Annotated in this window: 18 protein-coding genes; 13 read left to right on the top strand and 5 right to left on the bottom strand. The window is 59.2% G+C overall.

Annotated elements, in window-relative coordinates:
* Window positions 1-120: 120 nt before the first annotated feature.
* The 3 genes from dapD (at window position 121) to ACR0DX_RS13405 (ending at window position 2065) form a co-directional block, all read left to right on the top strand.
* A complete protein-coding gene (dapD, locus tag ACR0DX_RS13415; protein ID WP_170355440.1) occupies window positions 121-948 on the top strand; it encodes a 2,3,4,5-tetrahydropyridine-2,6-dicarboxylate N-succinyltransferase in 828 nt (275 codons plus the stop codon).
* Window positions 949-1047: 99 nt separating this feature from the next.
* Window positions 1048-1674: a LysE family translocator gene (locus ACR0DX_RS13410; protein WP_170355439.1), complete on the top strand. Its 627-nt coding sequence runs from the start codon at window positions 1048-1050 to the stop codon at window positions 1672-1674.
* A 46-nt stretch (window positions 1675-1720) separates the two neighbouring features.
* Entirely contained in the window at window positions 1721-2065 is a 345-nt protein-coding gene (locus ACR0DX_RS13405) for a hypothetical protein (protein WP_058272663.1), read from the top strand.
* Here ACR0DX_RS13405 and ACR0DX_RS13400 read toward each other — a convergent pair.
* The gene (locus ACR0DX_RS13400) at window positions 2062-3120 is read right to left on the bottom strand and encodes a transporter substrate-binding domain-containing protein (RefSeq protein WP_170355438.1); all 1059 of its coding nucleotides are present in this window, start codon (window positions 3118-3120) and stop codon (window positions 2062-2064) included. The two genes, ACR0DX_RS13405 and ACR0DX_RS13400, sit on opposite strands and share 4 nt — an antisense overlap.
* 208 nt (window positions 3121-3328) lie before the next feature.
* On the opposite strand from ACR0DX_RS13400, the gene dapE reads away from it, so the two are divergent.
* Genes dapE through rnr form a run of 3 tightly spaced genes read left to right on the top strand, consistent with a single transcriptional unit; the run spans window position 3329 to window position 7352 of the window.
* Window positions 3329-4468, top strand: a complete 1140-nt coding sequence (gene dapE / locus ACR0DX_RS13395; protein ID WP_170355437.1) for a succinyl-diaminopimelate desuccinylase — start codon at window positions 3329-3331, stop codon at window positions 4466-4468.
* 1 nt (window position 4469) lies between these two features.
* Window positions 4470-5045 carry a TIGR04282 family arsenosugar biosynthesis glycosyltransferase gene (locus tag ACR0DX_RS13390; RefSeq protein ID WP_170355436.1) on the top strand — a complete coding sequence of 192 codons (576 nt, stop codon included), beginning with the start codon at window positions 4470-4472 and terminating at the stop codon, window positions 5043-5045.
* A gap of 48 nt (window positions 5046-5093) precedes the next feature.
* Entirely contained in the window at window positions 5094-7352 is a 2259-nt protein-coding gene (gene rnr / locus ACR0DX_RS13385) for a ribonuclease R (protein WP_480846400.1), read from the top strand.
* On the opposite strand, the gene ACR0DX_RS13380 is transcribed toward rnr, so the two are convergent.
* Complete coding sequence (locus ACR0DX_RS13380) at window positions 7343-7729, bottom strand: DUF1801 domain-containing protein (RefSeq protein ID WP_170355434.1); 387 nt, start codon at window positions 7727-7729, stop codon at window positions 7343-7345. The two genes, rnr and ACR0DX_RS13380, sit on opposite strands and share 10 nt — an antisense overlap.
* On the bottom strand, window positions 7726-8421 hold the full coding sequence (locus ACR0DX_RS13375; RefSeq protein ID WP_170355433.1) for a glutathione S-transferase family protein: 696 nt from the start codon (window positions 8419-8421) through the stop codon (window positions 7726-7728). The genes ACR0DX_RS13380 and ACR0DX_RS13375 overlap by 4 nt, the downstream gene beginning before the upstream one ends.
* An 85-nt stretch (window positions 8422-8506) precedes the next feature.
* Here ACR0DX_RS13375 and ACR0DX_RS13370 point away from each other — a divergent pair, with 85 nt between their 5' ends.
* Window positions 8507-9220, top strand: a complete 714-nt coding sequence (locus ACR0DX_RS13370; protein ID WP_170355527.1) for a helix-turn-helix transcriptional regulator — start codon at window positions 8507-8509, stop codon at window positions 9218-9220.
* Window positions 9221-9282: 62 nt separating this feature from the next.
* Window positions 9283-10581 carry a lytic murein transglycosylase gene (locus tag ACR0DX_RS13365; protein ID WP_170355432.1) on the top strand — a complete coding sequence of 433 codons (1299 nt, stop codon included), beginning with the start codon at window positions 9283-9285 and terminating at the stop codon, window positions 10579-10581.
* Window positions 10582-10656: 75 nt separating this feature from the next.
* Here the strand turns inward: ACR0DX_RS13365 and ACR0DX_RS13360 are convergent, their stop codons facing one another.
* Window positions 10657-12054, bottom strand: coding sequence for an aspartate aminotransferase family protein (locus ACR0DX_RS13360; RefSeq protein ID WP_170355431.1), 1398 nt, complete (start codon window positions 12052-12054; stop codon window positions 10657-10659).
* 75 nt (window positions 12055-12129) lie between these two features.
* Window positions 12130-12813: a GntR family transcriptional regulator gene (locus ACR0DX_RS13355; RefSeq protein WP_170355430.1), complete on the bottom strand. Its 684-nt coding sequence runs from the start codon at window positions 12811-12813 to the stop codon at window positions 12130-12132.
* 140 nt (window positions 12814-12953) lie between these two features.
* Between ACR0DX_RS13355 and ACR0DX_RS13350 the strand changes: the two genes are divergently transcribed.
* From ACR0DX_RS13350 to ACR0DX_RS13330, 5 genes are all read left to right on the top strand, one after another.
* The gene (locus ACR0DX_RS13350; protein ID WP_170355429.1) at window positions 12954-14039 is read left to right on the top strand and encodes a polyamine ABC transporter substrate-binding protein; all 1086 of its coding nucleotides are present in this window, start codon (window positions 12954-12956) and stop codon (window positions 14037-14039) included.
* 70 nt (window positions 14040-14109) lie between these two features.
* Window positions 14110-15237: an ABC transporter ATP-binding protein gene (locus tag ACR0DX_RS13345; RefSeq protein ID WP_170355428.1), complete on the top strand. Its 1128-nt coding sequence runs from the start codon at window positions 14110-14112 to the stop codon at window positions 15235-15237.
* Entirely contained in the window at window positions 15237-16127 is an 891-nt protein-coding gene (locus tag ACR0DX_RS13340) for an ABC transporter permease subunit (RefSeq protein ID WP_170355427.1), read from the top strand. The genes ACR0DX_RS13345 and ACR0DX_RS13340 overlap by 1 nt, the downstream gene beginning before the upstream one ends.
* The gene (locus ACR0DX_RS13335; RefSeq protein WP_170724572.1) at window positions 16124-16942 is read left to right on the top strand and encodes an ABC transporter permease; all 819 of its coding nucleotides are present in this window, start codon (window positions 16124-16126) and stop codon (window positions 16940-16942) included. The genes ACR0DX_RS13340 and ACR0DX_RS13335 overlap by 4 nt, the downstream gene beginning before the upstream one ends.
* Complete coding sequence (locus ACR0DX_RS13330) at window positions 16939-18240, top strand: NAD(P)/FAD-dependent oxidoreductase (protein ID WP_170355425.1); 1302 nt, start codon at window positions 16939-16941, stop codon at window positions 18238-18240. The genes ACR0DX_RS13335 and ACR0DX_RS13330 overlap by 4 nt, the downstream gene beginning before the upstream one ends.

The raw sequence follows: 18240 nt of genomic DNA, 5'->3' as shown, positions 1-18240 counted from the left end.
CTGCAGCCTTTGATTGCGATCGGCCCGACGCAAACGCGCCCACCTGCGTCGCATTGCGCCAAGGTTGGCGCTTGCGTATAGGCAACACCAACATGAACAGATTCGTCAGGGAGCCCCGAAATGTCCAACGCGCAACTGGAAGCCGCCATCGAAGCCGCCTGGGAGGCACGCGATACAATAACCCCCGCCACCACCGGTGAACAGCGTGAAGCCATCGAAGATACGCTGAATGCACTGGACAGCGGTTCCCTGCGGGTTGCAGAAAAGCTGGACAGCGGCGATTGGCACGTAAACCAGTGGGCCAAAAAGGCGGTTCTGCTGGGTTTTCGCATCAAGGACATGGAAATCCAAACGGGTGGCCCGCAAGATGGCGGCTGGTGGGACAAGGTGGACAGCAAGTTCGCCGGTTGGGGTGAGAACCAGTGGAAGGCCGCCGGCTTCCGCGCCGTGCCCAACTGTGTGGTGCGCAAATCGGCTTATGTTGCGCCGGGCGTGGTGCTGATGCCGTCTTTTGTGAACCTGGGCGCTTATGTGGACGAAGGCACCATGGTTGATACCTGGGCCACCGTCGGATCCTGCGCGCAGATCGGCAAGAACGTTCACCTGTCGGGTGGCGTCGGCATTGGCGGCGTGCTGGAGCCGATGCAGGCGGGCCCCACGATCATCGAGGACAATTGCTTTATCGGTGCGCGGTCGGAAGTGGTCGAGGGTTGTATCGTCCGCGAAGGCTCGGTTCTGGGAATGGGCGTGTTCATCGGCCAATCGACCAAGATCGTTGACCGCGAAACCGGTGAAGTCATGTATGGCGAGGTGCCGCCCTATTCGGTGGTTGTGGCCGGTTCGATGCCGTCGAAAAACAATGTCAGCCTTTACTGCGCCGTCATTGTGAAGCGGGTAGACGAAAAGACCCGTTCCAAAACCGGGATCAACGAGTTGCTGCGCGACTGATCCCGAGCGTTCGCGGGAAAAGGCCATGTTTTTTGAACGCGGCCTTCTCCTGCAGTCTGAAGAATTGACCGGCTCTTTCCCGCACCTTTTGAGGTCTTCATGATTCCCGTTGACGTGGTCATTTTGTTCATGAGCGTTGCCATCGCTTTGGCCGCGGTGCCGGGGCCGGACAATATTTTTGTACTGACCCAATCGGCGCTTTATGGCCGGATGTCAGGGCTGATTGTGACGCTTGGCTTGGCATCGGGGCTCATTGTACACACCACTGCGGCAGCGTTCGGGGTTGCGGTGCTGTTTCAGACCTCGCAGGCGGCCTTTGCCATGTTGAAATATGCCGGGGCGGGGTATCTGGTCTATCTGGCGTGGAAAGCCTTCACGGCCACCGAAACCCGGCTGGACAGTGCAGATGCACCCCGTATCGCGACGCGCAAGTTGTTTCTGCGCGGTTTGATCATGAATATTGCCAATCCCAAGGTGACAATCTTCATGCTGGCGTTTCTGCCGCAGTTCGTCGACCCGAATAATGGGGCGATCATTGGGCAGTTCTATCAGTTGGGCGCTCTGATGTTTCTGGCTACGGTCGTGGTCTTCGGTGCTGTGGCGCTGGCCGCGGGTACTCTGGGCGGGCTGCTGCGCGGGTCGCCGGGCGTTCACCTGTGGCTGAACCGGATCTCGGGCGTGATCTTCTTGGCGCTGGCGCTCAAACTGGCGACGGCCGAGCGTTAGTGCCCCGCGCTTGACCAACACGCGGCGCGGCGATAAGGCCGGGCGCATGGAAAAGCAAAAGAAACCCTCTCGTCAGCAAGTTTACACCCTGCTTGTGCAGATCGGTCGCAAGGAAGGCGATGGTTTGCCCGAAGGTGCAACCGGTGCAGCGCTGATGTGCTTTGCCAGTGGCGTGGACGAAGCCGAGGCCGTGCGTGAAACCGTCGCCATCCTGAAACAGGCTGACACAGCGCCTTTGGATGTAACCGGCTATGGCACGCTGGCTGAACGCGAGGCGCAGGGGCATGACATCGACCCGGATGAGCGCGCCCTGATGCAGCGCGCGCTGGATGAAAACGCGGTTATTGTCGCCCAGATGACACCATTTTTCGGGGATGAGGAACCAGCTTAGTTCCGCGCCCCGAACCATTTGCGGTAGATCTCGTCATAGGTTCCATCTTCGCGTAGCGCCAGCAGCGCCTGATTGACATCCTCGACCAAAGGCGACCCGGTGGGAAAGGCTATGCCGTAGTTTTCGCGCAGGAACACCCCGCCCGTCATGGACGCGAATCTGCGTCCTTCGTGCGATGCATAGTAGGATAGGATGGGCGCATCAAAGACGATCGCGTCCAGTTCTTCGGCCCGGAATGCGTCCAGCAAGGGTTCAAGACTGTCGTATCCGGTAAATTCGATCTCGCGCCGGTTCAGGAAGTTGGCTGTAGTCGAGTTCGAGATCGTTCCGACCTGTTTGCCGTACAGATCATTCACCGAATTCACGTTGCCGCTGATCGCATCCACCGTCATCACCGAGGTGATCCGCGCGGTAAAGACAGACACGATGAACAGGGATGATACGACCAAAACAACACCCAGCAAGCGCCCAAAGGGCGTGCGCGGCATTCGTTCCTCGAACCCGCCATTCACGACCAGATTAAGCGCCCACCAGAAGGACGGAAACCACGCTTCGTCCAGCTTGCGATCGAAATAGGGCTGCGATCGGCGCTCGAACACCCACATCAGCATCCCTCCGCCCAGCAGGATGGCAAAGGCCAGCCCGATTGCGATGAACAGCTCGACCGACAACAACGCCTGCAACAGTGACGGGCGGCGCATCGCGTCCGACGGCACCATGATCTGAAGCCCGGCCTCGAAAATCGGTTGACTGAAATCCATCTGGGTTTCGCGCGCAGCCGTGATCGAGATATTGGCGATGGCCAAATCTGCTGATCCGTCCTGCACTGCGACCAGCATATCACCGAACCCATCGACCCGGTTGATTTGGTAGTCCCAGTCCAACGATTGTGCCAATGCAGCCAGAAGATCCATCGAGAATCCGGTCTCTGCCCCGTCCTCGACATACGAGAACGGTTGGCGGGTCACAGTGGTGACCGTCAATGTCTGAGCCTGGCTTTGCTGTGCAAGAACGGCGAAAGTCAGGCAGATCCAAGCGATAAAAGCGCGTGTCATCGAAATTTACCTGTTTCGCGGCCCTCTAACGCGATTTCGAATTGGGCGGCAAGGCAATCGCAACGGAAACGCCAATGTTTTGTTGACATGTCATCGCGAGATAAACTGCAAAAAAGCGTGTGAAGCGTGCCGTGCGGGGGTTGGCAATCCCGCCAATTCGTTGAATCTGTGCGCGAAGATGCAGTTCAGTGCAGAGAAAGGGCAAGAAATGACAGATGCGGTAGAATTGACAGCGGACCTGATCCGTTGCCCATCGGTCACACCTGATGAAGGGGGCGCCCTTGTTCTGTTGGAAAAATTGCTGGCGGAGGCGGGGTTTGCCTGCACCCGTGTCGATCGCGGCGGGATTTGCAATCTGTTTGCACGCTGGGGCGAGAAGGGGCATCCGCGCAGCTTTGGTTTTAATGGCCATACAGACGTCGTTCCAGTTGGGGACGAGGCTGCATGGACCATGCCACCTTTCGGGGCTGAGGTGAAAGATGGCGTGATGTTTGGTCGAGGCACGACGGACATGAAATCCGGAGTGGCGGCCTTCGCCGCAGCGGCCGTTGATTTCGTGCGCGACACACCGCCCGACGGGGCCGTCATCCTGACCATCACCGGGGATGAGGAAGGCGATGCGCTGGACGGCACCACCGCCCTGCTGGACTATATGGACAGTGCCGGGGAAAAGATGTCGGTCTGTCTGGTGGGCGAGCCGACCTGCCCCAACACCATGGGCGAGATGATGAAGATCGGGCGGCGTGGCTCGATGAACATCTGGTTCACCGTGACCGGGGTACAGGGTCACGCGGCCTATCCGCACCGCGCCAAGAACCCGATGCCCGCAATGGCGCGGCTGATGGATCGTTTGGCCAGCCACGAGCTGGATCAGGGTACAGACCATTTCGACGCCTCAACACTGGCCGTGGTGACGATCGACACGGGCAACCCGGCAACCAACGTGATCCCCGCGCAATCTACGGGGGCGGTGAATATCCGGTTCAACGATCTGCATTCCGGGGCCAGCCTCAGCGATTGGTTGTGGGCCGAGGCCGCTGCAGTGGCCGATGAGTTCGGGGTTGAGATCGACCTGCGCATCAAGATCTCGGGCGAGAGCTTTCTGACCCCGCCGGGGCCTCTGTCCGCCCTGGTCGCCAAGGCGGTTGAGGCGGAAACCGGTGTGGTGCCCGAGATGTCGACCACGGGCGGTACCTCGGACGCGCGATTTGTGAAGAACCACTGCCCGGTGGTGGAATTCGGGCTGGTGGGCCGCACCATGCATCAGGTGGATGAATGCGTCGAGGTGGCACAGATCGAACAGCTCAAGGCCATCTACACGCGCATCCTGCGAGACTATTTCGCCTGACATGCAGCGCACTCTCGTGATCATGGTGAAAGAGCCGCGCCCGGGTCGGGTGAAAACCCGGCTGGGCCGCGATATCGGTATGGTTGGGGCGGCTTGGTGGTTTCGCCACCAGACACGCTCGTTGATCCGGCGGCTGCGTGATCCGCGTTGGCAGATTGTGCTGGCGGTCGCGCCTGACCGCGAAGGTCTGACCAGCCGAATCTGGCCTGCTGATCTGCCGCGGGCGGGGCAGGGGCGCGGAGATCTGGGTGACCGGATGGGTCGGATGCTGCGCGGGATGCCGCCGGGGCCGGTCTGCCTGATCGGCGCGGATATTCCGGGCATTACCCGAGGCCACATTGCCCGCGCGTTCACGGTGTTGGGGTCCGCGCAGATGGCATTCGGCCCCGCCCCGGATGGCGGCTATTGGCTGGTGGGTGCGCAAAGATATGGCGCGCTTCCCAACAACCTGTTCCGCGATGTGCGCTGGTCCACCGAACATGCGCTAGCTGACACGCTGGCCTCGATCTCCGGCGCACGAGTGGCGCTGCTGGACCCGTTGCGCGATGTGGACACGGTGGCCGATCTGAAACCCTGATCCGTTTTTGGTCATGACGCCGTCGCACGCCCGTGTTACGCCAAATATATGAGTCGTATCCCCACCAAGCAGGAGGTCCTTGACTGGATCTCGGCGAACCCCACCCTGACCTCGAAACGCGATATCGCCAAAGCCTTTGGGATCAAGGGCGCGGCGCGGATCGACCTGAAACGCATCCTGCGCGAGCTTGAGGCCGAGGGCCACCTGGAAAAGCGCAAGCGCAGCTATGGCGACCCGGATCGTCTGCCGCCGGTCAGTGTGCTGCAGGTGAAGGCTCCGAATGTCGATGGCGACCTGTTTGCGCGCCCGCTGGAATGGCATGGTGAAGGGGTTGAGCCCATCGTCTTGTTGATCACTCGCGCCAGTGACCCGGCTCTGGGCGAGGGCGACCGGATTCTGGCGCGCCTGACCGTGGTGCATGAGGAAGACCACAATTATGAGGCCCGCCTGATCCGCCGGATCGGCACCAACCCGCGCAAGATCGTCGGCATTTTCCGCAAAGGGGCCGAGGGCGGGCGGATCGTGCCCATCGACAAAGCGGGCCAGAATGAATGGCTGGTCCCCGATGGTGCGGTGCTTGGCGCCAAAGACGGTGAGCTGGTCGAGGCCGAACAGGCCGGGCCCAAGAACCGCATGGGTCTGCCCCGTGCCCGCATCGTGGAACGGTTGGGTGACCCCACCGCGCCCAAGGCGGTCTCTCTGATCGCGATCCACCAGCACGGCATCCCGGACGACTTCCCGGACAAGGTGATCGCCGAGGCCGATAAGGCCAAACCCGTCGGTCTGAAGGGCCGCGATGACCTGCGGGATATGCCGCTGCTAACCATCGACCCCTCGGATGCGCGGGATCACGACGATGCCTGTTACGCGCACGCTGATGACGACCCCAAGAACCCCGGCGGTCATGTAATCTGGGTCGCCATCGCAGATGTTGCAGCCTATGTGCAGCCCGGAACCGCGCTGGACCGTGAAGCACGCAAGCGGGGCAATTCCAGCTATTTCCCAGACCGCGTTGTGCCGATGCTGCCCGACCGTCTGTCGGGCGATCTGTGCTCGCTGCACGAAGGCGTCCCGCGCGCTTGTATCGCCGTGCGGATGCAGATCGACGCCGAGGGTAACAAGATCGGCCACCGGTTTGTGCGGGGGCTGATGCGCTCGGCTGCATCTCTGCATTATGCCGAGGTGCAGGAGGCCATCGATGGTACCCCCAACGACCGCACTGGGCCCCTGTTGGAGACAGTGCTGAAACCTCTCTACGCTGCCTATGCCGCGTTGAAGTCCGCGCGTGCGGTGCGACAGCCATTGGAGCTGGACCTGCCCGAACGCAAGATCGTCCTCAGCGACACCGGTGAAGTGACTAGCGTGGCGTTTCGCGACCGGCTGGATGCTCATAAGCTGATCGAGGAGTTCATGATCCTCGCCAACGTGGCCGCCGCTGAAACGCTGATTGCCAAACGCCGCCCGCTGCTGTTCCGTGTCCACGAAGAACCCGCGCCCGAGAAGTTGGAAAGCCTGCGGGAAACTGCGCAGGCTGCCGGTTTGAACCTTGCGAAAGGGCAGGTGCTGCAAACACGCCACCTCAACGCGCTGCTGAACGCTGCTGCGGGCACTGAAGATGCCGAGTTGATCAACCTGACCACTCTGCGGTCGATGGCGCAGGCCTACTACAACGCAGAGAATTTCGGCCATTTCGGTCTGGCGCTGCGGAATTATGCACATTTCACCTCACCCATTCGCCGCTATGCGGACCTGATCGTGCATCGCGCGCTGATCTCGGCCCATGGTTGGGGCAAGGATGGGCTGACCGAGGATGAAATCGCGCGACTGGACGAAACCGCCACCCATATCTCGGACACCGAGCGGCGTTCGATGATGGCTGAGCGCGACACAACCGATCGCTATCTGGCGGCTTATTTGAGCGAGCGGGTGGGCAATGAGTTCACCGGCCGCATCAGCGGCATCGCGCGGTTCGGGGCCTTTGTGAAGATGGACGAAACCGGCGCTGATGGGTTGGTGCCCGTGCGATCCTTGGGGCGTGAGTTCTTCCACTTCGACCGCGAAGCCGGTACGCTGATGGGATCAGACACCGGGTTGATCATCGCCATCGGTCAACGCGTCACCGTGCGTCTGACTGCGGCGACGCCGGTTACGGGCGGGCTGGAGCTGGAGCTGCTGTCCATCGACGATCAAGCCCTGCCGCGCGGCCGCGGCCCAGTGAAACGCGGCGCACGGCGAAAGGCGGTCAGCAACAAGCGCAAGAAAGACAAGATCAAACGCAAAGTCGAACGCAAACGCCGTCAGAGGTGATAGGTCAGCGCCCGCGCAATCAGCCATCCGTGGCGGTTCGCGTCAATCTGGCGGGGGTCGTCGAAAAGAACTGCCCGGTTACCTTCCAGCCGATCCTCGTCTGGGAAGGCCGAAGTGAAATCACTGATCAGACGGCTTTGGCAATGGACGAACAGTGCGAAACTGGCGGTCTTGTGGCCCCCTAACCTGATCGTGGACCCTTTGGGTGCCAGGTAGGCGGGTTGCCCCCAGCGCAAGGCTTCTTGCAGCGGTTGGGCGCTGGGCAGAGTTAGGGCCGTTTCAAAGATCAATTCACGCAGGGCCAGCACACCCTTATGGGTGTCTGGCTTGTACCCGTCGAAAACGGACTGAACAGCGGGGTCTTGAAAGGGCGTCATAGGGGGATCGCCTGCTCTAACCGGTCCAAATAACTGTTAAGCAAGGTATCGGTTTTGATGCGTCGCGTCAGCTGAGTTTCTTTTGGTGTCGCGCGCATCGCGGCCAGTACTGGCCCGACGCTCATGTCTGCTGCGGTTGGGCTTTCACCGAACAGGAAGGGCGACTGCCACAAAAAGGCCGATATCGCTTCGAGGTCACATTCCAGGCGATCTGTGCGTTCAGTATCCGAGAACCGCGAGACACCGGCCCCGTCCATTCGCTTCATCACCGATTTGCGGATTGCGTGGGTCACGGGGCGACGGATCAGTGCAGGAACCTCGGTGAATAACATATCGCGCAGGATCGGCCAGACCTCGTCATTGCCCCAGCGATCCAGAACGACGTGGTTATAGATATGTTCTTCGGCCATGCGGATCAGGGCGCGGGACTGGGCCTTTTGAATATCACTAAGGCCTGCGTCGAAATCGGCCCCTTGTGTTTCCAGCCAGTCCCGGATCAGGTCGCTGTCGGCCACCAGCCTTTGAGACGTGCGCAAAACAGGCAATTTCTGGTGGGGCATCTTCGATGGGTTCAGCATATCGGACCGCTGCCAGCTTTGGCCGGACAGTTGCAACATATAAGCCGTTTTGACGCAAAAAGGGCTGGCGCTGAATTGGCCGAAGGCGGCAGGGAAGGTCAGAAGGGTCAGCATCGTTGGCTCCGGAGTCGTTAAGATACCGTTTGGATAAGATGCCGTAATGACAGTTTCTGTCATTAGCCTTAGTCTAGATTACGATATGTCTCGCACCGCCCGCCTGTTCCAATTGATGCAAGCCTTGCGCTCTGGCCCGTCGCCCAAGACCTCGGTCCAACTGGCGCGGGATCTGGGCGTCTCAGCTCGCACCGTTCATCGTGACATCGACGCTTTGCGCGGACTGGGGGCTGTCATCGACGGAGAGGCAGGGTTTGGGTTCACCTTGATCGAGGATGCGACTCTGCCGCCTTTGGGCTTCACCGATGACGAGCTAGAGGCACTGGTTCTGGGCTTGCGCGAGGTGCAATCCATTGGCGATCCAGGTCTGGCAGATGCGGCTGGGGCGGTTCTGCGCAAGCTGCAGGGACGCTTGCAACACCGCCAGTCGCATCGCCTGTCACACGCCGTCCTGACGGCCACCCGGTTTGATCGTCCGGCCCGGCCAACCATCGATGTGCGCGATCTGAGACAAGCCACATGGGATGAACGCACAGTCGAGTTTGCCTATACCGATGCCAAGGGGGATGCCACCCGTCGTCGGGTGAATCCGCTGAGTATCGTATATATGGACCGGGCAAGCGTTTTGATCAGTTGGTGCCATTTACGGCAGGACTTCAGGATATTCCGGCTGGACCGTATGCGCGACATGGCCCTGACCGAAGACTTTTTCCGGCCCAACAGGGTGCCTCTGCTTCGGCAAGCGCTGGATCGGTTGCGGGCCGAGCGCGCAGCAAAACTCCGCGAGGACGAAACCTGAGCTCTTTGTGATTTCGCCATTATGCGCTACCTTGGTGTTGAGCAGTAATCAGGAAAATCGGAATGCATAAATGCGTAAGCGGCGTCATGACCGCTGCATTATGGGCATCCATAGTGCAGGCGGATCCTATCAACTCGGCCAATGGCCCACAGATTCACGAGCTCGCATCGGCCGATGTCACCGTGTCGATACGGCCGGTTGTTCGGCCAGAGTTTAAGGAGATCCGCGTGTCAACCGAAGGGAATGCGCGCTTTCAGGCGTGGCTGGGAGCGTTCCGCGAACGCGCGTTGCAACAAGGAATATCTGCGACGACGTTGGACCGGTCATTGGCGGGGCTGACTTACGATTGGGACGTTATCAAGCGCGATCGCAACCAAGCCGAGTTCTCGAAGCCAATCTGGGAGTATCTGGACTCTGCCGTATCAGACCGGCGAATTGCGAATGGACGCGCCGGGTTGGAGCGCCATGACGCGGTCTTGACCCAGATCGAAGCGCAATATGGCGTCGAGAAAGAAGTTGTAACGGCCATCTGGGGGCTTGAGACCTCGTATGGTTCGTTTCGGGGCGGAGATCAGACGATCCGGTCGCTGGCAACGCTGGCGTTCGACGCACGTCGGGCGTCTTTCTTCGAGGTGCAACTGGTGGCCGCCTTGCAGATCATTCAGGCTGGCGATGTCGCGCCCGGCGCGATGACAGGCAGTTGGGCGGGCGCAATGGGTCATACGCAGTTTATGCCGACCTCGTATTTGGAACATGCGGTGGATTTTGATGGCGACGGACGGCGAGATATCTGGTCCGACGACCCGACAGACGCTTTGGCTTCGGCGGCGTCCTACCTGACGCGACATGGGTGGAAAAAGGGTCTACCTTGGGGGATCGAAGTGCAGTTGCCAGACGGTTTCGATTTTGCTTCGGCCAAGCGGGACCACAGGTTGATGCCATCCGAATGGGCCGCGCTTGGTGTTGTTGGACGCGACGGGCAGGCCATTCCGGATCATGGGAAGGCGGCCATTCTCTTGCCGGCAGGCGGGCAAGGCGTGGCCTTGATGATATTCGACAATTTCAACGTGATCGAGAAATACAACGGTGCCGACGCCTATGTGATCGGGATTGGCCATTTGTCGGATCGGCTGGTTGGCGGCGCGCCGTTTCGGGCATCTTGGCCCCGCGATGATCGGATACTGAGCTTTACCGAAAAGAAAGAGCTGCAGAGCCTTTTGACCGAGGCTGGGTTCGATACCCAAGGAATCGACGGGCGCACAGGCCCGAATACTGTCAACGCGGTGCGGGCCTATCAGTTGGCGCAGGGTTTGGTGCCGGATGGTTATCCAACCCTGCGGTTGCTAGAGCGGTTGAGGTAGGGGAGGGGGCTCTGCCCCCATCGCGGCAAGCCGCGATTCCCCCGAGATATATTTGGCCAGATGAAGCTGCGCGGATCAGCTGGCGGCTTTCATCAGCCCTTGTTCGACAATGTCGGCCTGGGCTTCGTCCAGCGATTTGTGGATGCGCACGAACATCTCGTCGATATCCGATGGGGTCAGGATCAGCGGAGGTGAGATGATCATCCGGTCCCCCACATGGCGCATGATCAGATTGTTGCTAAAGCAACGGTCGCGGCAGACATAGCCGACTGTGCCAGGGGCTGAGGCGAACTTAGCGCGGCTTGCTTTGTCGGGCGTCAGCGCAATCGAGGCCATCATACCGACGATTTTCGCTTCGCCCACCAGTGGGTGATCGACCAGCGCCTCCCATTTTTCTTTCAGGTAGGGGGCGGCGACGTCGCGGACGTGGTCCACGATCTTTTCCTCTTCGAGGATGCGTAGGTTTTCCAGTGCCACGGCGGCGGCGACCGGGTGGCCGGAATAGGTGTAGCCGTGGTTGAATTCGGTGCCGCCAATCACCTCGGCGATCTCATCATTGACGATAGAACCTCCGATGGGCGCGTAGCCCGAGCTGAGGCCCTTGGCGATAGTCATGATATGCGGGCGGATGCCCACGGTTTGCGACCCGAACCAGTTGCCAGTGCGGCCAAAGCCGCAGATGACCTCATCCGCGATCAGCAGGATATCGTATTTGTCGCAGATTCGCTGGATTTCGGGCCAATAGGTGTCGGGTGCGACGATCACGCCACCTGCGCCCTGAACCGGCTCGGCGATGAAGGCCGCGACGCGGTTTTCGCCCAGTTCAAGAATTGCCTCTTCCAGTTCCTGCGCGCGGGCCAAACCGAACTCTTCGGGCGTCATGTCGCCGCCTTCTGCCCACCAGTTAGGCTGGTTGATGTGGTGAATGTTCGGGATCGGAATACCACCCTGCGCGTGCATCCCTGCCATACCCCCCAGCGAGGCCGAGCCAACGGACGAACCGTGATAGGCATTGTGGCGGCTGATGATGATATTCTTGTCTGGTTGGCCTTTTTCGGCCCAATAAGTGCGAACCAGACGGATATTGGTGTCATTTGCTTCAGACCCGCCAGCAGCGAAGAACACATGGTTCAGATCGCCCGGCGCCAGTTCGGCCAGCTTTTTGGCCAGCGCGATGGCGGGGACATGCGTGGTTTTGAAGAAGGTATTGTAGTAGGGTAGTTCGCGCATTTGTCGCGCAGCTGCCTCGGCCAGTTCGTCGCGGCCATAGCCGACATTGACACACCAAAGACCGGCCATGGCATCCAGAATTTCCTCGCCTTCGCTATCGGTCAGATAGACGCCCTTGGCGCGGGTGATGACGCGAGCACCCTCTTTCCCGAGCGCGCCATTGGCCGAGAATGGGTGCATGTGGTGGGCGGCATCCAGTGCCTGCAATTCGGCAGTCGGCATGTGATTTGTGATGGTCGACATCGGGGAATCTCCTGCAAGAGCGATTAGCGGTCACAATATGATCAAATTTTTTTCTGTCAATCGAATCGCATTTATCTAGGTAGATGACAAGGCACCTGCCATCAGCTCCATTCCCTGTTCGATGTCCTGCGCGGTGGCTTTCGCGACCCTGTCGGGGTCCTTTCGGCGGAGCGCCGTTATGATATCTTTGTGGCGGTCGGGCAGGCTTTGGGTTCCGAAACGACCGCAAACGACACGCAGTGAGGGGCCGAACCGCAGCCATAACCGTTCAGCCAAATCGTTGAGAATCGGAGCGTCTGCGTAGGAATAGAGCGTTTCATGAAACAGGTGGTTGAGGCGCAGATATCCGCCGACGTCGCCGTCGGCGATAGTGCGGTCCAACTGTTTATCGATCTGAGCCAGATGATCTATTTCGACAGCGCTCATGTTGGTTGTCGCGCGTCTGGAAAGCTCTGATTCTATTGAAATTCTAGCGAAAATCATCTGTTGAACATCGCTATGTTTCAGCAAAGGTACGCTGACCCGGCGATTGCCCTGAAACATCAGTGCTCCGTCAGAGATCAGCCTGCGAATCGCTTCGCGAACAGGGGTCATGCCAACGTCCAGCGAATCAGTCAGCCCCTGAATGGTGACAGGCTGACCGGGGACCAGATCGCCATACATGATCTGGGCGCGCAGCGTCTGATAGACCTGCTCGTGGGCAGGTTGTTTCTGATCATCGGCCACTGGCCTCGGTGCCTTATTTTTGATCAAATCCAATTGGTTTGCCCTGTTTGCGATTGTGTTGACTTGCCAGGTGCCTGACCTCGTGAAACCATACGACGGATCGGGGAAAAACGCAAAACTTGATCAAATCCAAAAAAACGGGAAAATACCCGCACACTTGCAGGGAGAATAAAATGTCAATCAAAACGCTGACACTGACAGCGGTCATCGCACTGGGGACTTCGGCGGCCTTCGCTGAAGAAGTGCGTGTCTACAACTGGTCGGATTATATCGACGAAGACCTTTTACAGAAGTTCGAGGAAGAAACCGGTCTGACGCTGATCTACGACGTGTTCGACAGCAACGAGGTTCTGGAAACCAAGATGCTGGCCGGTGGGTCTGGCTATGATGTGGTGGTTCCGTCCGGCACGTTCCTTCAGCGCCAGATTCAAGCGGGGGCTTTCCAGCAACTGGATACTTCCAAGCTGGATAACTCGGGGAATCTTTGGGACGTCATTCAGGAACGGACCGCAGGATACGACCCCGACAACGCCTTCTCGATCAACTACATGTGGGGAACCACGGGGATCGGCGTCAATGTTGGTAAGGTCAAAGAGGCGCTGGGCGATGACGTCGCGCTGAATAGCATGGAGTTGGTGCTGAACCCGGAAAACATGGAGAAGCTCGCCGGGTGCGGTGTGCATTTCCTGGATGCGCCTGCCGAGATGATCCCCATGACGTTGCAATATCTGGGCGAAGATCCGGACAGCCACGATCCGGACGTCATCCAGAAGGTCGAAGAAGTTCTGACCAGCGTGCGTCCGCATATCCAGAAGTTCCATAGCTCGGAATACATCAACGCTCTGGCCAATGGTGATATCTGCGTGGCCGTGGGTTGGTCAGGTGACATTCTACAGGCCCGCGACCGTGCGGCCGAGGCCGATAACGGGGTCGAGATAGAATACCATCCGTTCGCTGAAGGTTCGCTGATGTGGTTTGACCAGATGGCCATCCCGGCAGATGCTCCGAACCCAGAAGGCGCGCACAAGTTCCTGAACTTCATTCTGGATGCCAACAACATGGCTGCGGCGTCGAACTATGTTTATTACGCCAACGGCAACAAAGCCTCGCAAGAGTTCCTTGAGGAAGACGTGATCGGCGATCCGGCGATCTACCCGGACGACGCGACGATGCAGAATCTCTACATCACCACGCCCTACCCGGCAAAAACGCAGCGGGTTGTGACCCGTCTGTGGACCAAGATCAAATCGGGTACCTGATCCGATTTCCTAAGGCGGGGCGGGTTTCCCGCCCTGCCGTTTTTCTCAAGATTGCCGAACGGGGGCTGTAGTGAACTCTGACGTCTTTGCGCCGTGGGAAGACCCACAGGCGAAACCCTTGATCCAATTCCAGAATGTCACCAAGCGGTTTGGAGACTTTACGGCAATCGACAACCTGTCTTTGGATATTTTCGAGAAAGAATTTTTCGCTCTGCTGGGGCCATCGGGCTGCGGCAAAACCACGATGATGCGGATGTTGGCGGGGTTCGAAACACCCACCGAGGGCCACATCATGTTGGGCGGTCAGGATATCGACCCGATCCCGCCAAATAAGCGGGCGGTAAACATGATGTTCCAGTCCTACGCGCTGTTCCCGCACTTAAGCATCTGGGAAAACATCGCCTTTGGCCTGCGCCGGGACAACATGCCCAAACGCGACCTTGAGGACAGAGTCGAAGAAATGCTGCGCCTGACCCGGCTGACGCAATTCGCGCGTCGTAAACCGCACCAGATCTCGGGCGGGCAGCGGCAGCGGGTCGCTTTAGCGCGGTCTTTGGCCAAAGCGCCAAAACTATTGCTGCTGGACGAACCGTTGGGCGCGCTGGACAAGAAGCTGCGGCAGGACACGCAGTTCGAGCTGATGGATATTCAGGAAAAGACCGGCACCACCTTTGTCATCGTGACCCACGATCAAGAGGAAGCTATGACCGTGGCCAGCCGCGTGGCCGTGATGGATCAGGGACGGCTGATGCAGGTCGCCACGCCGGACCGGATTTATGAGAACCCCAACTCGGTCTATGTCGCCGACTTTATAGGCGACGTAAATATCATCGAAGGCCGCGCCACCGCCAATGGCGAAGACACCTATCAGATCGATTGGGCCGAAGGGCAGGCCCCGTTGACCGCGACCTCGGCCAATGGGTTCGCGCAGGGGCAGGCCTGTCATCTGGCGATCCGCCCCGAGAAGGTAACGATCTCGGCCGACCGCCCGGCGGACGCGATCAATGCGGTGCAGGGCAAGGTCCATGACATCGCCTATCTCGGCAACCTTTCCACCTATCACGTCGAATTACCCAACGGCACGATCATCAAGGCGCAGACGGCCAATACCCGCCGTATCTCGCGCCGGTCCTTTACCTGGGAAGACCCGGTCTGGCTGTCCTGGACAGCAACGGCTGCGGTTCTGCTGGCCGACTGATGCGCCGCGCCTTTCTTATCGCCGTCCCATATGTCTGGCTGCTGGCGCTGTTTCTGGTGCCGTTTTTTATCGTCCTGAAAATCTCGCTGTCGGATATCGAACTGGCGATCCCGCCTTACACGCCAACGCTGGACTTCTCGCAGGGCTGGTCAGGAATCAAAGAGTTCTTCAGCCAATTGGATTTCGAAAACTTCGTCTGGCTGACTGAGGATGACCTGTATTGGAAAGCCTACCTCTCTAGTGTCAAAATCGCGGTGATTTCCACGTTTTTCACGCTGCTGGTTGGCTATCCCATCGCTTATGGCATGGCCCGCGCGCCGGTTGAATGGCGGCCGACGCTGATGATGCTCGTGATCCTGCCCTTCTGGACCTCGTTCCTGATCCGCGTCTATGCGTGGATGGGCATCCTGTCGAACGAAGGCTATCTGAACCAGTTGCTGCTGTGGACGGGGTTGATCTCGACCCCGCTGACCATTCTGAACACCAACACTGCCGTCTATATCGGCATCGTCTACACCTATCTGCCGTTCATGATCCTGCCGATCTATTCGGCGCTGGAACGGATGGACGAATCCCTGATCGAGGCCGCCGAAGACCTTGGTTGTTCGCGGGTTCAGGCCTTTTGGCTTGTGACAGTCCCGCTGTCGCGCCCCGGTATCATAGCAGGCTGTTTCCTTGTGATGATCCCGGTGATTGGCGAGTTCGTGATCCCCTCGCTTCTGGGCGGGTCAGGCACGCTGATGATTGGCAAAGTACTGTGGGAGGAGTTCTTCTCGAACCGCGACTGGCCGGTGGCGAGCGCCGTGGCGGTAGTGCTTCTGCTGATCCTTGTGATCCCAATCGTGCTGTTCCAGCGAAACCAGCAGAAACAGACGGAGGCCGAGCAATGAACAGGCTAAGCTGGTTCAACGCGGTCTCGCTGACGCTGGGATTTGCGTTCCTCTATATCCCGATGATCATCCTGATCATCTTTTCCTTTAACGAAAGCAAGCTGGTCACCGTTTGGGCTGGCTTCTCGACCAAATGGTATGGAGAGCTGGTCCAGAACGAGGCGTTTCTGGATGCGGCATGGGTGACAGTCCGGGTGGCTGTGTTCTCATCTACGCTGGCGACCATTCTGGGCACCGCCGCCGCCTATGTGCTGGTGCGCGGCGGGCGTTTCTTCGGTCGAACGCTGTTCTCCGGTATGATCTACGCCCCGCTGGTGATGCCCGAAGTGATCACCGGCCTGTCGTTGCTGCTATTGTTCATAGGCATCGGGCTGGATCGCGGTATCCTGACCATCGTTCTGGCGCATACGACCTTTTCGATGTGTTTCGTATCGGTCGTTGTCTCGTCGCGCTTGGTCACGTTCGATCAGTCGCTGGAAGAGGCCGCTCTTGACCTTGGTTGTTCGCCCGCGCAAGCGTTTCGCCTAGTGACACTGCCGATCATTGCGCCTGCCGTGATTTCCGGCTGGTTGCTGGCCTTTACCCTGTCGCTGGATGATCTGGTGATTGCGTCCTTTACCTCGGGGCCGTCGGCCACAACCCTGCCGATCAAGATCTTCTCGGCGGTCAGGCTGGGTGTCAGCCCCGAGATCAACGCGCTGTCCACGTTGATGATTGCAGTTGTGACGGTTGGGGTCATCACCGCGTCATTGGTGACAAAACGGGCGATGATGCGCCAAAAGCAGGATGAAATGGCCGCGGCGCGTACCGAATGAAACGGCTGTTCCCGGACTACACTTATGGCCCCGGACCCCGGGAAGTATGCTGGTGGGATGAAACCATTCCCAGCCTGAATTGGCCGGAAATGACAGGAGACCTGACGGTTGATGTCGCGGTTGTGGGTGGTGGGTTCACGGGCCTTTCCGCGGCGCTACATTTGGCGCAAGCAGGTACGTCTGTTGCTGTGCTTGAGGCCGAGACGCCCGGCTGGGGCGCGTCCGGGCGCAACGGTGGGTTCTGCTGTCTGGGTGGTTCAAAACTCAGCCCGAAGGCAATGTCCCGCAGGTTCGGAGCTTCTGCTGCGCGGGAATACGGACAAGCCGAAGCGGACGCCGTTCATCTCGTGGCCGGTCTCCTAAGGGACCATCGGATTGAGGCGGATGTCCATTCGAAAGGAGAAACCCAGCTGGCGCACAATGCGCGGGCCATGTCAGCCCTTAGGAAAGGTGCGGATTCGACCGGAGTTTTGCACGAAGCCAAGGACTTGCCCGGTCTCGGTTTTGGTGGCGCGTTTCACGGCGGGTATACGAACCCTGTGGGCTTTGGTCTAAACCCCCGGAAATACTTGTTCGGACTGGCCGAAGCGGCGCAGCGAAATTGTGCAAAACTGTTTCAGAAAAGCGCCGTCCAGGCACTGCAAAAGATCGCTCAGGGTTTTGAGGTCACAACACCTGTAGGGAAAGTGCGTGCATCAAATGTCTTGATTTGCACCAATGGGTATTCCAGCGAGGATGTGCCGGACTGGATGTCCGGGCGCTACATGCCCGCCCAATCCACGGTACTGGTGACTCGTCCCTTGACCAAACTCGAGTTGGCGGCGCAAGGCTGGACCACGGATCAGATGTCTTATGACACGCGGCACCTGCTGCACTATTTCCGGCTGATGCCCGACCGGCGGTTCCTGTTTGGAATGCGCGGCGGTCTGCGATCCTCACCCCGAGCTGAGGCCGCGATTCGCCATAAGGTTCACCGTGACTTCACACGGATGTTCCCGGAATGGAGTGCAGTGGATATCACCCATATCTGGTCGGGAATGGTGTGTTTGACACGGGGGTTAACGCCCTATGTGGGGCCAGTTTCGGGCCAGCCTGGCATGTTTGCAGGGTTTGCGTTCCACGGCAACGGCGTCGCGATGGGGACTTATTGCGGGCGCGCACTAGCCCAGTTGGCCCTTGGTCAAGGCTCGCAGCTTCCCACTCCGATGACGCGCACTCCCCCCCGGTTTCCGCTGGGGCCCTGGCGGAGGGCACTGATGCCGCCTGCCTATTGGATGATGGGGCTTGCGGACATGTGA

The sequence above is a fragment of the Ruegeria sp. D3 genome (genome assembly GCF_056534465.1).
This window is presented reverse-complemented; position numbering and strand designations above follow the sequence as displayed.